Source organism: Anaerocolumna chitinilytica (assembly GCF_014218355.1).
In the GTDB taxonomy this organism is placed as follows: Bacteria; Bacillota; Clostridia; order Lachnospirales; family Lachnospiraceae; genus Anaerocolumna; species Anaerocolumna chitinilytica.
This window is the reverse complement of sequence record NZ_AP023368.1, coordinates 4,387,273-4,403,393: the sequence shown is the minus strand read 5'-3', so window position 1 is coordinate 4,403,393 and position 16,121 is coordinate 4,387,273. Positions and strand designations below refer to the sequence as shown.

General features: G+C 38.7%; 9 protein-coding genes. 7 read left to right on the top strand and 2 right to left on the bottom strand.

The genetic code is table 11. The features are described from left to right. The first annotated feature begins 8 nt into the window (after positions 1–8). The 5 genes from bsdcttw_RS19190 to bsdcttw_RS19170 all read left to right on the top strand — a co-directional run bounded on the left by bsdcttw_RS19190 (position 9) and on the right by bsdcttw_RS19170 (position 4,663). Complete coding sequence (locus bsdcttw_RS19190; RefSeq protein ID WP_185256425.1) at positions 9–1,148, top strand: sodium ion-translocating decarboxylase subunit beta; 1,140 nt, start codon at positions 9–11, stop codon at positions 1,146–1,148. A 149-nt stretch (positions 1,149–1,297) separates the two neighbouring features. Then, on the top strand, positions 1,298–2,722 hold the full coding sequence (locus bsdcttw_RS19185; protein ID WP_185256424.1) for a GNAT family N-acetyltransferase: 1,425 nt from the start codon (positions 1,298–1,300) through the stop codon (positions 2,720–2,722). A gap of 103 nt (positions 2,723–2,825) precedes the next feature. Continuing rightward, entirely contained in the window at positions 2,826–3,194 is a 369-nt protein-coding gene (locus tag bsdcttw_RS19180) for a helix-turn-helix domain-containing protein (RefSeq protein WP_185256423.1), read from the top strand. An 8-nt stretch (positions 3,195–3,202) separates the two neighbouring features. Beyond that, positions 3,203–4,078 (top strand): methionyl aminopeptidase, encoded by an 876-nt coding sequence (locus bsdcttw_RS19175; protein ID WP_185256422.1) that lies wholly within the window; start codon positions 3,203–3,205, stop codon positions 4,076–4,078. A gap of 27 nt (positions 4,079–4,105) precedes the next feature. Further along, positions 4,106–4,663, top strand: coding sequence for an NUDIX hydrolase (locus tag bsdcttw_RS19170; RefSeq protein ID WP_185256421.1), 558 nt, complete (start codon positions 4,106–4,108; stop codon positions 4,661–4,663). A gap of 88 nt (positions 4,664–4,751) precedes the next feature. On the opposite strand, the gene bsdcttw_RS19165 is transcribed toward bsdcttw_RS19170, so the two are convergent. Together bsdcttw_RS19165 and bsdcttw_RS19160 are read right to left on the bottom strand one after the other, a co-directional pair. Next, positions 4,752–5,993: an NAD(P)-dependent oxidoreductase gene (locus tag bsdcttw_RS19165; RefSeq protein WP_185256420.1), complete on the bottom strand. Its 1,242-nt coding sequence runs from the start codon at positions 5,991–5,993 to the stop codon at positions 4,752–4,754. Positions 5,994–6,072: 79 nt separating this feature from the next. Next, complete coding sequence (locus tag bsdcttw_RS19160) at positions 6,073–9,171, bottom strand: ATP-binding protein (protein WP_185256419.1); 3,099 nt, start codon at positions 9,169–9,171, stop codon at positions 6,073–6,075. A gap of 171 nt (positions 9,172–9,342) precedes the next feature. Between bsdcttw_RS19160 and bsdcttw_RS19155 the strand changes: the two genes are divergently transcribed. Further along, a complete protein-coding gene (locus tag bsdcttw_RS19155) occupies positions 9,343–10,470 on the top strand; it encodes a response regulator (protein ID WP_185256418.1) in 1,128 nt (375 codons plus the stop codon). Between the two features lie 129 nt (positions 10,471–10,599). After that, positions 10,600–15,993: a leucine-rich repeat protein gene (locus tag bsdcttw_RS19150; protein WP_185256417.1), complete on the top strand. Its 5,394-nt coding sequence runs from the start codon at positions 10,600–10,602 to the stop codon at positions 15,991–15,993. Positions 15,994–16,121: the final 128 nt, after the last annotated feature.

Below are 16,121 nucleotides of genomic sequence, written 5' to 3'. Positions count from 1 at the left end.
GTAATCAAATGTTTTTAGAAGCGTTAAAGAAATTATGGATGGATTCAGGCTATATGGCTCTTAGTTGGCAATCCTTAACTATGATTCTTATTTCAGGAGTATTAATTTATCTGGCGATTGCCAAGAAATTCGAGCCGCTTTTACTGTTACCCATAGCCTTTGGTATTCTATTAGCCAACCTTCCCTTAACAGGTTTGACGAGTGGGCCAATGGCAGATGGTCAGCCCGGGGGATTACTATATTATCTTTATCAGGGTGTTAAGCTTGGGATATACCCTTCCCTTATCTTTCTTGGAATTGGAGCTATGACAGACTTTGGGCCTTTAATAGCAAGGCCTGGAAATCTTATTATCGGCGCTGGGGCTCAGTTTGGTATAGCAGTTGCATTTGTAATAGCAGTTGCTTTGGGATTCCGCCCTGCAGAAGCAGCATCAATCGGCATTATTGGGGGAGCTGACGGACCTACCGCTATTTATCTTACCACAAGGCTGGCACCGAAGTTGCTTGCGCCAATCTCCATTGCAGCCTATTCCTACATGGCACTTATTCCGATGATACAACCGCCCATTATGAGGCTGCTGACCACAAAAAAGGAAAGAGAAATTGTAATGAAGCAGACCAGGCATGTATCACGATTAGAAAAAATCTGCTTCCCTATTATTGTTACTATTATTTGCGTTCTTTTACTGCCTTCGGTAGCACCGCTTATCGGAATGCTGATGTTAGGCAATTTATTCAGAGAATCAGGTGTAGCAGAGAGATTAACGGATACGGTACAAAATTCTTTAATTAATATCGTTACTGTTTTTCTGGGAGTAACCGTTGGTGCAACGGCGGATGGAACAACATTTTTAAAGTCAGCAACAATTAAGATAATCCTGCTGGGACTAGTAGCTTTTATGTTTAGTACCGTTGGCGGTTTATTAATCGCAAAGCTGATGAGTGTTGTGACAGGCGGGAAAATCAATCCATTAATAGGTTCAGCCGGAGTCTCGGCAGTTCCAATGGCAGCACGTGTAGCGCAGATTGAAGGACAAAGGGCAAAACCGGGTAATTATCTGCTGATGCATGCAATGGGACCTAATGTTGCCGGAGTCATCGGTTCTGCAGTTGCAGCAGGAATTCTCCTTTCTCTATTTGGTCATTAAGCGCGGCACTCGATAGAAGAATAGGATTGTAATTTGTGTCAATTAAGGTATACTTATATGTAAATAAATGCATAATCCGATGATTGGATATGTATTTTACTCAGTACATAAGCAAGATATAGGTGTTGATAACGGCATGGAGGTTCAGTATGAAAATTGAACGGGCGGTAATGGGTGATGTAGATGAGATTGTCAGGATATTAGATGAGGCGACTTTAAAACTATTGGATGAGGGTAATCACCAGTGGGAGTATCCCTGGTATAAGAAAGAGATAGAAAAAGAGTTGGAGTATCAGTATGTATGCAGGCAGCAGAAGCGGATTATCGCTGTGTTTTCCATTAAACCTCTTGGGCTAAATTACTTTGACATAGAGCCTGGGGAGAAGGATTACTATCTGTACCGTGTTATGACAGCTCCCGAATATCAAGGAAAAAATCTTAGGAAAGAAATAATATCTTTTGTCAAAAAAATTTGCAAGAGAGATAAAATTACTATATATCTGGACTGCAATGCCGGCGATGAGAAATTAAAGCGGTTCTATAAAAGAGAAGGCTTCTATGAATTAGGTGAATTTTATGGTAAGGATTATAGAATTTGTGCATATTGCTTTCATTGGAAAGATACTCCTTTTAAGAACCATATTAAGAATGTGACGAAAAAAAGAAAAAGTGAAATAAGAATATTAAGAAGAGTCGCATTCGTTGTTCTTGCAGTTGCGCTTTTATTTAATATCAGATCGGTAATTCATTTGTTTGATCACAGAATCCAATTGACACCGTCTATCATGATTGAGGAAAATACTTACTGGGAAGATAGTGAAAAAGCATTAGTTAGCATTTCCAAGACCTTAAACAGTGTGGGAAAAGTGAAAAAGATAGTAAGTAAAGGGCAGTGGCCATCTCACCCTTTGGAAGCCGGCGGGTTGCCTAAAAGTATGCTTGGAGAGAAAGTGTATCAAAGCACCGACAAAATTACTGTCTATGTTTACGACCGGAAACAGCTGAAATACCGTGCATTTGTAAGGGAATTTAACGTTATTAACAATAACTTCAGTAATGGACTTTATGATAAACTATTAATAAAATGTGCACCTAAAGGCACTGTTCCCCTGGATAAGATTCCGAAAGATTACAGCTTTGAGCAGGCAAAGAAGGATAAACTTGCAATAATGTATTTAACGGACCCTCAAGTGAAGACAGAGAATACTGAATACATGGAGGCATTTATGAATGATGCACAGAAAAAGGGAAAAGCATATGTAAGAGTGACACAAATGTTAGATGCGGTTACAGGGGAAGGGGTTAATGCGGGTCTACAACATAATTACTATTTGGATTTGTTTTACTATGAGAAGAACTATTATATCTTTGTTTCAAGGGAACCTAATACATTGAATTCAAGATTTAATTATCTGGTAAAAACTGAGATACCCTACAACGAAACAAACACTTATAATTCATATATTTTGTGTCAGGATAATAAAGATACGACATATCAAGCACTAATGGGCCGGCAGGATGGAAGTACCTTGGTGGTATTTATTGATATGCAGGAGAAGAAGGCTTCAGATTAGTGTATAAATGAATAAAAATCAGCAACTGACATCAAGAAAAATTCTGATTTATCTGTTATAATACAGGAAAGGAGGGTCGAGAGCATCTACTCGGCAAGAGCATATGTCATCAAAAGTAATAGAAAATATGGTAAACTGGATTGATGAAAATATAGCCAATGAACCAACGCTGGAGAAAATGGCTGACTTTTTCGGCTATTCCCACTATTATTGTTCTGCTCAATTTCATGAAGCAGTTGGAGTGACTTTTAAGCAATATGTGTCGGAAAGAAGACTGAATCATGCCTATAATGAGGTGAAAGGTTCGAGAGAGAAGCTTCTTACGATTGCTCTAAAATATGGTTATTCCTCTCAGGCGGCGTTTACACGGGCTTTTGTAAATAATTTCGGCTGTGCACCAAAACAATGCAGGAAGGGTAGCTTAATAAGTCAGGAATTTTCTAATGTTAATTCGTATTTAAGGAAGGAATAGTTGCTGTTATGGAGAAAAAAATAGGTAAGAATGACCCGTGCTGGTGTGGAAGTGGTAACAAATATAAGTTCTGCCACCTGGGTTTTGATGAGAAAATAGAAGAATTCAGAAGAAATGGACATAAGGTTCCACCCAGAAAAATCATAAAAACACCGGAACAAATAGAACAAATAAAGCTTAGCTGTAAAGTAAATATTGCAGTGTTGGATTATGTGGGAGAGCATATTAAGGCTGGGATGTCCACAGAAGATATTAATCGAATGGTGCATGAAAAAACACTTCAGCTTGGTGGTATCCCTGCACCCTTAAATTATAACGGCTTTCCAAAGAGTGTGTGCACCTCTATCAATAGCCAGGTATGCCATGGAATACCATCAGAGAAAGATATCTTAGCAGACGGTGATATCATAAATGTCGATGTTTCTACGATTTACAACGGTTATTTCTCAGATTCTTCGAGAATGTATTTAATCGGAGAAGTAAGTGAAGAGAAGAAGAAATTAGTTCAAGTTACAAAAGAATGCCTGGAAGTTGGATTGCAGCAGGTTAAACCTTGGGGTTTTCTGGGCGATATGGGCCAAGCGATAAATGACTATGCGAAAAAGAACGGTTACCGGGTAGTCAGAGAAATCGGCGGACATGGCGTAGGATTGGAATTTCATGAGGAACCTTGGGTTAGCTATGTAAGCAGACGAGGCAGAGAGATGGTGATGGCACCGGGTATGATATTTACAATAGAACCTATGGTAAATATGGGAACCGATGAAATATTTATTGACGAGGATGATGACTGGACTGTTTATACAGCAGATGGAGCACCTTCTGCTCAATGGGAGATAATGGTACTGGTTACGGAAGAGGGATATGAAGTACTTTGTTATTAAGTTCCTTTTTTACAAGAGAGGAAAGATATGATGAAACAAAAGCTATTTGATATAATAGAGAGATACACACCTCAATGTGAACAAGAAGAGGCAGATAAAGAGATTATGCTTACCTTTATAAAAGAGCATGAAAACTGTCTGCTTCGAGAAAATAAAATCGGACATTTTAGTGCATCTTCCTGGATAATAAATGAGGATAAGACCAAGGTTCTGATGATATACCATAATATCTACAAGAATTGGGGCTGGACAGGAGGCCATGCAGATGGAGAAGAGGATTTATTTTCCGTGGCTTTACGGGAGGCTAAGGAAGAAACAGGAGTCAGAAACATAATATCTCTTAAGCCGGAACCTTTGTCCCTGGAGAGCCTATGTGTTAACAGCCATTATAAAAAAGGGGTTTTTGTCCCTTCTCACCTGCACTTTAATGTGACCTATCTTTTTCAGGCGGACGAAAAAGAGGAGCTTCGAATTAAGGCAGATGAGAACAGCGGGGTAAAGTGGTTTAACCTTGATCAGGCGCCTCATATTACTTCAGAGGAATGCATGAAAGATGTTTATAACAAACTCAACGACAGAGTGTAAGATATTAGATTTTAAAGAATCAGAATGTAGAGGATTAGATTCTAGAGAATCAGATTGTAAAGAATCTGACTCTCTAGAATACCAGAGATTACTCCTGGGATTCTATATATTCTTCTATAGCCTGGGCTACTACCTTTGATACACGTACCGCTTCCACTACTGTTTTAGCGCCGGTAACCACATCTCCGGAGGCAAAGACACCTTCCTTTGTAGTTCTTCCGTATTCGTCGGTAACAAGAAGCCCCCGGCTGTTGATATCAATGTCTTTAGTATTATTCACTATGTTTCTTCTGGGCTTTTGTCCAATCGCAAGGATTACGGAATCACAGGGGAAGAGTTCCTGCGAATCTTCTATAAATTCTACTATTTCTTTTCCGTCATCATTTAATCCTGTTACACTAGTCTTCTGATAGATTACCCCTTCCTCCCTAATCTCCAAAGGAGAGCAGTAATAGTTAAACTTTACCCCATCCAGCTTGGCATATTCCAGTTCAACAGGTTCTGCATCCACACTGGCGGCACCTTTGCGGTACATAATAGTAACATCTCTGGAACCATTGCGCAGGGCGGTTCTGGCAACATCCATAGCTACATTGCCGGCACCGATAATACATACCCTTTTACCTAAGGTATATACTTCAGGACTTTTTAAATAATCAATGGCATAATGGACATGCCCAAGAGTTTCACCCTTAATCTTAAGGGTATTTGGATTCCATACTCCAGTTCCGATAAACACAGCCTTATAGCCGTCACGGAAAAGGTCATCCACTGTTATTGTGGGACCAATTAAGGTGTTTGGGCGTATCTTAATACCCATCTCAATTAATTTGTCTTTTAATTTATCCAAAATGGTCTTAGGAAGACGAAATTCCGGTATTCCATACCGAAGTACACCTCCTATTTTATCGTGAGCCTCAAAGATAGTAATTCGGTATCCTTTGGCAGCTAACAGGATGGCAATCGTAATACCAGCCGGACCGGAGCCTACAATGGCTACTCTTTTACCATTCTTCTTCTGAGGAGTGGTTTCCACATAATTTAAGTAATAATCGGAGATATAGTTTTCAACCATACCTACTTTGATTGGATCACCTTTCTTTCCCAACACACAATGGCCTTCACATTGTTTTTCATGAGGACATACAAGAGAGCAGATAACAGACAGCGGATTATTGGCAAACAGCATTTCGCCGGCATCAACAATACTGCCTTCCAGAAGAAGAGGAATAACCTCATTAAAAGGGGTATTCACAGGGCAGCCGGATTTACATAAGGGCTTTTTACATTGCAGGCATCGTTTAGCTTCTGAGATTACAATATCGGACATAACAGTTCTCCCTTCTGAATTCGTATAAGGTAAAGCACTCAAATTATATGGGATTGAATAGGGTTAGTCTGTAATCTAATCACATTTGTAATAATGGGATATATATGGTGGCGGTTGTTCCGCTGCCAAGGACGCTTTCAATTAAAAGCCCCTGTCCATATTCAATAATCAGACGTTTATTGATATTTTTTAAACCTATACTGCCAGTAAAATCGTCGGATAATAATTGGCACAGTTCTTCCGAGGGAATACCTACTCCATCATCCTTCACAGATATCAGTATCCTACCGGAATCCTTTCTAATCGCTAAGTCTATGGTTCCGCCCTTCAATCTCTTCATTATGCCGTGACCTATGGAATTTTCGATAAGGGGTTGAATGATAAAGGTAGGGATAGTATAGCTTAATAAGTCCTCTTCAATATCATAATTTACTTGAAGTCTGTCACCGAAACGGACCTGGTTCAGTATAACGTATGATTTTACCATGGCAAGCTCATTTTCTATTGTAACAAAGGAATTCCGTGGGTCAATCATAAAAGCACAACGCAGGTAGTCGCCAAGTTTTCCTAACAGCATAGCGGCACGTTCTCCGTCGCTATAGCATAGGGCAGTTATGCTATTTAGGGTATTGTAAAGAAAATGAGGTTTTATCTGGGACTGTAAAAACACATACTCCATTTGCAGAGCTTCGCTGACAGCTCTTTTTAATTCAAGAAAGGTGCCTGCTTTGGCTTTTAGTTCTGTTGAATGGAAGGGCTGCAGTACAAAATCATTAGCACCTGCTTCCAAGCCTGCTTTTATATCTTCAGGTGTATTTCGGAAGGTCAAGAGAAGTATTGGCAGTTCAAAAGGCTTATAATACCTGCGGATTTCTTTACAAACAGCATAACAGGAAAGGCCGGGAATCATTACATCCAGAATAACTAGGGACAAATCCTTATGGATTTTTATAAGTTCCAGCGCTGACTTGCCATCATAAGCAACCAAAAGCTCATACTCAGGGTCAGAGAAAATTTCCTGGAGTACCTTAATATTAGAAGGAGTATCATTTACCAGAAGGATTTTATTACGGTAACCGAAGTTGTCGTTATTATTTCCGGTGTTTAGATATGGTATATCTAAGGTATTGTTTTCACATGCCTCTGTCGCAGCAGTTTCATCGGTTGGTAGAGGGGAATTTAGGGACTTGTTATTTATCGGTAATTTTAAAGCGAAGATACTCCCTGTACCGGGTTTGGACCATTCCAGATACAAATCACCTCCTAGTCGGACAGCAAGTAATTTCGATATATATAAACCTAGTCCGGCTGAAGGAATACCAAGAAAATAAAAATCCACTGGTGATAAATTTTCCTTAAAAAGCATTTTTTGCGTTGTGTAGTCGATTCCTCTTCCGGTGTCTGTTACATAGAGATAAAGATAAGAATCATCTGTGTGGGCAGAAAGTTCAAGGTAACCGGAATCAGTGTATTTCAAGGAATTATCTATCAGATTATATAGAATCTGCTGAAAACGCTTTTCATCGGTAGTCAGGTATAAAGATTTTTGTGGGATTTTATTAATCATCTTTATCTCTTTATTTTTTCGCAGATACTTCAGTACTTCCATAGAGGTCTGGACTGCAGCGTTTACATCAAAAGTGATAAAATCAATATATAAGGTGTTGTTTTTTAACTTTTGAATATCCATGATATCATTTATAAGGCTTGAGAGCCGGTTCGCCGTAGAATAGATGTAGGACAGGGCCTCTGCATGTTTGGTTGAAAGGCTGTGATGTTCATTTTCCAGGGTGATTTTTGATATATTAATAATCGCATGTAAAGGGGTTTTTAGTTCATGTGAGGTATTTAGAAGAAATTCATCCTTTAATTTATCCATGGCAATAAGATTACGGCTCATTTCTTCTAAGGAGTTATAAGCATATTCATAGTGTTTTATCAGAACATAGTAAAGCCCCCCTAAAAACATAATTAAGGTAACAGGAAACAGGGTGTTAAAGGCAATGAGGGAATTGTAATACAAATCCCAGGCTACCATTAAGAGCAGCAGGGATAATACCATTACAAAAGCCAGAAAGGAAAATAGCCGGTCCTTTTTCTCGGGAGTTCTCTTAGGACTTATGCTTCTCAATATGAAAAAACATAAAACAGTTAATATGATTAAAAAAAACAGATAGGTAATGGCTTCCATAAAAGCTGTAGTGGTGGATGGGAGCAGGACTGTCAGAAAGGTAAAAAAGAGCATCAGTATCAATATGCATTTTTCCAACAAGTGAGGCAATGTTATCTTATATAGTTCCCGTATCAGTTGGGTTATCAGGCAGACAGAAAGGCAGACAGCAGCTATTTTAACCTTAATCAAAGGAAGGTAAGGAGGATTATTAAATAAAATATTAAAAATCTTCTCTCCACTGGAAGCAATCAAAAAAGATAATAGAAAGCAGAGTAAGGCAGAGTATAAAAAGGCCTTATGCTTTTCTTTTTGTACTGCAAAAATACCAATGCTGTATAAGGCAAAAAACAATAAAGCAAAAGTGAATAAGCTATCAAAAAACTGACACTTAAAGTTATATTGTGAAATACTATGAGCGGTACCGAAGTAGATGTTTTGTATGATGCCGCCTTTTGAATATTCGAGATTAGCAACCTGAATAACCAGCTCAAGGGTTTCGGAATCGGCTGAAAAATAAGATACAATCGGAGTATTATTGCTTTTATAACCATCTTTTATATGATAGGCAGGATTTCCGCTGTTACCAATTAATAATCCATTTACATAGATGTTACAGGAAGTTCTTATATTAACGGACTTAATTCCATACAAGGAAGCTGTTTTCTTAATTCGAATCTTTAAACGGTAGGTACCGGTTCCTCTTTCATTAATAAGCTCATGATTCCTTTTTGCAGACCAGGGACTGGGGACTTTTATGTAATGTACTTCAGGAAGGGTGTGACTTGTAAAATCCTGTGGGGTTAATAAAGTATTCGGATAGAATTCCCATGAACCATTGAGTATTACATTACCATCTTTCTCAAAGTTCCAGCGGGACAAGTCAACAAAACCATTCTGACATACAGGCGAAGAATTCTGGTATTGAAAGCTTGAGAGAAAAATGGTTACTATCATAATAATCGTAAGAGCTGATAAGATATATAAATGCTTCCTGTGTAGTTTCATGGCCATAACTCCTGCTATATATTTTGATTTACAAAATATATATATTATACATAATAATACTGTACTTGTCTTTATAATTATTACGGATAAAAGTAAACACTACTTGCACTGAAGGAAAAACTAATATATCATTGAGGTACACTTAGAATGATACAAAGGAGGAGAGGATAGATGAGATCAGTTATTATAGATGATGAAAAGCTATCCATTGATTTACTCTGTTATTTTTTAAACAAATATAAGGTTGATATTACCGCGACCTATACCAATGCGGTAATGGCTTTGAACAATGCCGAAACTGACAGACCGGATGTTTTATTTGTTGATATAGAAATGCCTGAGATTAACGGAATTATGCTTGCTCGTTCTTTGAAAAGCCTGTTTCCGGATATCATAATCATATTTATAACGGCTTACTCTCAGTATGCGGTGGAAAGCTTCGAGGTTCAGCCATTGGATTATCTGCTTAAACCGGTTACAGAGGGAAGAATCGTTAAGATGTTGGAGAATATTAAGAAGCAATATGAGCTCCTTTCCCTAAAAAATAATAAATCAGGCGAGGATCAAAGAGTTCAAATAAAGTGCTTCGGTAAGTTTGAAGTATTAAAAAATGGAAAAGAAGCTATGAAATTTCCGACTACAAAATGCAGGGAATTATTAAGCTATTTGATATGCAAAGCCAATAAGCCGGTATACAAAGATGAATTAATGACTGCTCTTTTTACAGGCAGGGAGAATATGGACCGGAATAATTATTATGTAACGGTATCCAGATTAAAAAGTGCCCTTATCGGCTATGGTGCCGATGAGACGGCAGTCAAGCTCAATAAGAATCTGGAATTATACATAGAAAAAGGAATTTGTGATTTGTATGATTTCTTTCATTTCATTCGTTATAACGATAGAATCGGTGAAAACAATATCCTGGAAGCAGAGAGACTGACAAAAGATTATTATGGGGAATTATTCTCGAATATGGACACGGAATGGACCAATGAAAGCAAAGAATGGCTGGAAATACAGATGGAAGAATTAATGCTTTCCATGGCAGAGTTTTATGAGGAGAGTTCACCGGAAAAACAGGAGAGTATCCTAAAAAAACTTCTTTTCGTTAATCCCATGTCAACCAGAGGGTATGAAGAGTTATTGGCCTTCTATATGGAAATGGATGAAAAGGAAAAGTACAAGCAGTTGTTTAAGAAATACGCCAATATTATGAAGATGGATTTGCAGTTAGATATTGATAAACGCTTTTTGGATTATATGATTTCCCAGGTTCGTGGGATAGAACGGATATAATAAATGAAAGTAGGTATGTAAGATTCTTGTAAGATTAATTTGGTATAATATGCCGAAGCCTGTTGAAGTATGAGGATTTTAGTTGAAATCACAGCTTTAAAGGCGAAAACGAACAAGAAAGGAGCATACATGAAAAAAAGATTTTTTGCAATATGTCTTATTGTAACCATGCTGATAGGATTGATGCCTGGCAACCTGGTTACTGCTAATGCTCAGGCAATAGGGAATCCTGACATTACCGTATCAGTAAACAAAAAAATTGATGTAGCACTGGCGGTTGGAAACACCGGTGTAGATTATTCCAATTTCTCAAAAGATCTGAAAGCAAAGCTTTTAGAATTGGGACAGATTCCGGAAGAGGATATTAATGTATCGGAGCTGGAATCAAAATCAGTAAGTACAAGCAGCAACAGCTTTAACTGGTGGGTTTATGACCATACCATTAATGCTGCCGATATTAGGGACAATGATCATGTCTACATAGAGCAGACAGAAAGTAATAATAGTTCTTCCGGACATCCTTATTATAACAATGTCAGCCATATTCAGCCTACCAATAATGGAGCTGACTTGTTTTTCACCGGTTATGGAGCGTCTGCTTATAAGGACTTTATGTATCTGCAGAACACGGATCCTACCACGAAAACCTTCCAGTTTGATATTATTGAGAATGAGGCTTATGATGCCTTAGATGGTGTTGGTTTTTTATTTAACACTTCCGTAACTGGAAACTATCCTGATACACAGAAGATGTCAGGTTACCTGTTATTCCTCCAGTATAACCCTTCAGGAACAGGGCAGGAGATTGCACTGTATCAATTTAAGGATATTAATACAAAGAATTTTCATCATAGGTCACAGCCATCCTTAATTAACGGTACTGGCTTTACAAAGCTTGCATCCTCTAACGCTTATTCAACGAATGTAAAATACCGTAAAATAAAGATTGAAACACAGCCTGCCAATGTAAAGGTATGGTATACGGGAAGTGCCTCTGCTATTACTAATGATTTGGATGATTCTAATATCATTACATGGACAAAAGCAGGTTCTTCCGAGTCCTTAGGTACAAAGGTAAGCTTTGAAAAGGCAAGTGCCTATGGATTTGGTCCTTTAGCCAGCTATCGTGCTCATGGCTGTAACAGACCCACCAGCATAGCTTTAAAGAATCTTACGATGTCAACGGAAAAGGCAAAAACCTTAAAGGAAGTTGTCAGCGAACCGGAATGGGGAAAAGATACTTCTAAATACATTGTTAATTTAAATGAAGACGTGATTTCAGACCTTAATGATCCCCAGGAAGAAAATGAAATCATTAATCGTTTAAATAATGACGATGTAACTTACATAGGTTGGGGTAGCGATGACAATAAAACACAGACGGAAGAATTTATCGGATTAAATAATTCCAAAGGTGGGTTTGTCAATGTGGACAGCTCAGATACAGACACTTATGATAAGCAGATAACTGCTATTGCACATAAAATTCTGGAGGACAATTACCCCAAAGCTGTCGACTCCAAAGACGGAATAGCTTATGTGCTTACTTCTGAAAGTGTTAACCTTGCTGTTAATGGAGCAGCTTCTTCCGGTACAGCAGATGCAGAGTGGCCAAATGGTAAATGGAAAGTGGTTCATACTACCGATGGCTTCAGTAACACAGAAGGAATATATGCAAAGAGCGGTCAGACGGTGCCGGATTTAGACAACGACTTTAGTCTGCCTGGTAAATATGAGATTTACTATAAGGATACGTTGGTTCAAACAGTAATTGCACACAGACAGCCTGTCGCTTATTTTACAGCAACAGTTGTAAGCGGTTCTGCCATTACAGCTGGATCAGGCGAAGATTCCACTGTAACAGGTCCTGCCATTACGGATATATCAGAAGGTGATTCTGTTGTAACAGGCCCTGCTATAACTGTAACAGGTGCAGCCATTACTTATACTGATTTATCCTATGACCCGGACGGTATTGGAATTGATGCTTCAAAGAATGTCTGGAAATATATCGATTTATCAGCAGATAGCCCTGCCTGGGTAACCTCAGATACCCCTATTACAATTATCATTCCGGACCATCGTTATCTGATTTCCTTAACGGTTACAGATACCTTTGGTGCAGTCAGCAATCCTTATGCACGACAGGTTAGCTATAGCTATACCTATGATACAGGCACCGAAACCGGAGTTAAGCTTAAGCCCCATGCAGATTTTGACTTATCGGAAACAACTCTTATAAAGGGCCAAAATGAACAGCTTGTATTAACGGACAAAAGTTATGATGTATATGGAGCGGAAGTAACAGGTACTTATACGGTTACAAAAGATGGAGCTCCTTATAATAAAGTCATCACAGCTCAGACAGTTTCAGGCAGCGCTATAACAAGCCAGGTAATTGATTTTAGCGAGGATGTTCCTGGAACTTATAAGATAAGCCTGACAGTAACCAGTGAAAACGGTACTTCAGAAGCCTTCTCCAGAACAGTTGACTTTATATCAGATGATAAAGCACCCGTAGCTACCTCCAGTGCAGGAAACAACAGTACTATCGGAGATAATAAAGTTGTCCTGACCTTTAAGGATGCCGGCGGCAGCGGACTAAAAGTTCAAAAAATCTGTGTTGCCACAGGGTCTGCCATCAGTGAAGATTCTGTCTGGTCAGAGCCAAGCAGCAAGGGAACACGTACTGTACTTCTGCCATCAACCGGAAGTTATTATATCCATTATGAAGCAGAGGACAAAGCAGGCAATAAATCCACAGGTTATTTTGGACCAATAACCTATAAGGATATGACACCTCCTGCTGTTACCTGTGATGTGGCAAATAATGCTACGATAGGTAATGGAAAGGCAGTGTTAACCTTTACAGATAACAGCGGTATTAAGAATCAGAAGGTATTTATCAGTTCAAATACTGCAACACCCGGAGCGAATGCAAACGGCTGGTCAGACGTAAGTTCAGCTTCCGAAAGAGTGGTTACTTTCCCGTCAAACGGAATTTTCTATATCCATTATGTTGCTGAAGATAAGGAAGGAAATATAGCAGTTGGATACTTCGGTCCAATAAACTATACGGATAGTACAAAGCCGGAAGCCACAGCCAGCATAAGTAATGGTACGGTTACCGGAGATAAAAATGTAGTGGTAAGCTTTACAGATGCCGGCGGCAGCGGACTGAAAGAATATAAGGTGTTCTTAAGCAAATCCATGGATACACCTTCCGATTCTGATAAGTGGATAGTTGGTGAAACACCGGATGTCAGAGTTACTTTCCCGGAAGATGGAACCTATTACATCCATTATACCGTGAAGGACAATGCCGAAAATGAGGCAGTAGGATACTTAGGACCTTTTACTTTTGTCGGAACAATTCCTTATGTCAGCAGCATTATTACACCTGTAAATGATGCTACTAATGTTTCAGTCAATACTAACATAAGTTTTCAGGTAAGTGAAAATGTAGTGAAGGGCGATGGATATCTTACTGTTTACGATTCTAAGACCGGAAAGAAATTCCTGGATATTCACAGCAGTAACAATAAAGTTAAGATTAATGAAAATGTTGTAACCGTTGAGCTTCCCAAAGTTTTAGGATATGACTCTGCTTATTATGTGAAACTGGATACTAATTTTGTAAAAAGTGAAACTAAAAATGCTATGGCTGAGTTTGGTTCCAAGAGCACCTGGGCATTTACAACAGCTAAGAAGAGTGGCGATGTTACAGCAGATGATGTGAAGATACTTCGATGTGAAACCTATCAAAAGGTTAGTGAAGAAACTACCTACCCCCAGGTAGTACCTGATCCGGATCAAGAAAAGACCTTTGATGTATATGCTGAAGACGGAGAATTATATATTATACCTATTCTTAGCAAAGCTACCGATAAGATTACAGTAACAGGTTCAGGCTGTGAGGCAGAATTGTTGAATCCGCTGAAAATCAAGGTGACCTATGACAGTTCCGTATCTAATCCTACGGTAACAGTAAAATTCAGTGATACAAACAGTTATACCTTCCATATCAAAAAACTGGATAAAGTCTTAAAGGCAGAAGTTAAGATAGATACCACCAGTGTTACAGCTTCTGTTGGAAATAGTAATCTGCTGAACACAGTAGATATATCAGGTGATGTGCTTGATTCAAATATAGTTTCCATTAAGGTAATGCTCTTAATTCGTGAGCCTCAGAAGCAGGATGAAAAAGATAGCCTTAAAGCTTACGTGGATGGTGCGTTTAAGGATAATGTTACAACTTTCTTTGATGCGTCATTGATAAAAGCAGTATCCGATGGAACAATCACCAGTAATTCCTCTATATCCAACACCCAGGAACCTGTGGCTATTATGATTGATATCCCGGCTGCTTTCCAGTCCGGATACAATTATCAGGTTGTCAGATACCATGATGGTGTGTGTGAGAATCTGCCGACCACTGTTATTAGCGGCGGGACAAAGTTACTGTTTGAAACAGACAGATTCTCAACTTATGGTGTAGTATATACAACAGCTCCGGCAAACGGCACTGCAATTACTGATGACACAAAGGATACCGATGAAACAAAAGAAATTAAGGTTCCGGAAGAAATGGCAGTAACAGCAGGAACACTCACAAAGGTTGCCATTGAAAATCTGGCAAAGGATGCCTCCGTAGTTTATCATGTATGTACTCCTACATATATCAGTGCGGACGCAAACGGAAATATATTCGCTAAGAAAGCCGGAAAAGCAGTTCTTATGGCTACGGTAACGAATCAGGGAAAATCTGAAGTATATACCATCAAGGTAACCATTAAACCGGTTGCAAAGCCTACAAAGGTTGGATATATTCAGTATTATGACCAGTTAGTTCAGTACAAGAATATTAATTACAGAATTACAAAGAGTGCAAGTGAAAACGCTAACGGAACAGTAGCAGTAGCCAACAATCAAATTAACGATAAGCTGCCTGCAAAGGTTTCAATTCCTGCTTCCATTACATTGGACGGAAAGAAATATGATGTCGTTTCAATTGATGAAAGTGCATTCTACAGTGTTCAAGGAATTGCCTCTGTTAATATACCTTATTCAGTAACCGATATTTCATCCACAGCATTTACCGGCTGCAGTAATCTGGTATCCTTTACAGTGGATAAGAAGAATCCTAATTATTCTGCGAAAAAAATGATGCTTCTTGATAAGAGCGGAACAACTTTAATATCTTATCCGTCTGCTAAGAGTAAAATCACAGTTGACAGTAAGATAAAAGTAATTGGTGCATATGCCTTTAGTGTATGCCGTGGTTTAAAAGAAGTAATCATTCCAAGCAATGTAAAGGAAATTGACGGTTGTGCTTTTGCACATTCAGGTCTGACAAAAGTTACATTTACCAGCAGTGTAGTACCGGTAATGCCATATCCATGTGTATTTGAAGATATCAGTGCACAGAGTACTATTTATGTACCGAAAAAAGCGGTTACCAGCTATAAAAAGGCATTCAATCATTTTAGGATGCCTGCCGGAGTAACGGTTAAAGCGAAATAAATAATAATAAGCGGCTGTCTTTCTCTTTAGGAGAAGACAGCCGCTTATTTTCTGTCCTTTATTCTTTTATTAATTCTTGCTCCGTTAAGCTTTCGAGGCGGACAATATGCAATCCTTTACCTTATAAG

Bases quoted from the DNA above. Each gene is read 5' to 3' on its own strand.
- bsdcttw_RS19190 (WP_185256425.1), top strand. From the start codon at position 9: ATGTTTTTAGAAGCGTTAAAGAAATTATGGATGGATTCAGGCTATATG.
- bsdcttw_RS19185 (WP_185256424.1), top strand. From the start codon at position 1,298: ATGAAAATTGAACGGGCGGTAATGGGTGATGTAGATGAGATTGTCAGG.
- bsdcttw_RS19180 (WP_185256423.1), top strand. From the start codon at position 2,826: ATGTCATCAAAAGTAATAGAAAATATGGTAAACTGGATTGATGAAAAT.
- bsdcttw_RS19175 (WP_185256422.1), top strand. From the start codon at position 3,203: ATGGAGAAAAAAATAGGTAAGAATGACCCGTGCTGGTGTGGAAGTGGT.
- bsdcttw_RS19170 (WP_185256421.1), top strand. From the start codon at position 4,106: ATGATGAAACAAAAGCTATTTGATATAATAGAGAGATACACACCTCAA.
- bsdcttw_RS19165 (WP_185256420.1), bottom strand. From the start codon at position 5,993: ATGTCCGATATTGTAATCTCAGAAGCTAAACGATGCCTGCAATGTAAA.
- bsdcttw_RS19160 (WP_185256419.1), bottom strand. From the start codon at position 9,171: ATGAAACTACACAGGAAGCATTTATATATCTTATCAGCTCTTACGATT.
- bsdcttw_RS19155 (WP_185256418.1), top strand. From the start codon at position 9,343: ATGAGATCAGTTATTATAGATGATGAAAAGCTATCCATTGATTTACTC.
- bsdcttw_RS19150 (WP_185256417.1), top strand. From the start codon at position 10,600: ATGAAAAAAAGATTTTTTGCAATATGTCTTATTGTAACCATGCTGATA.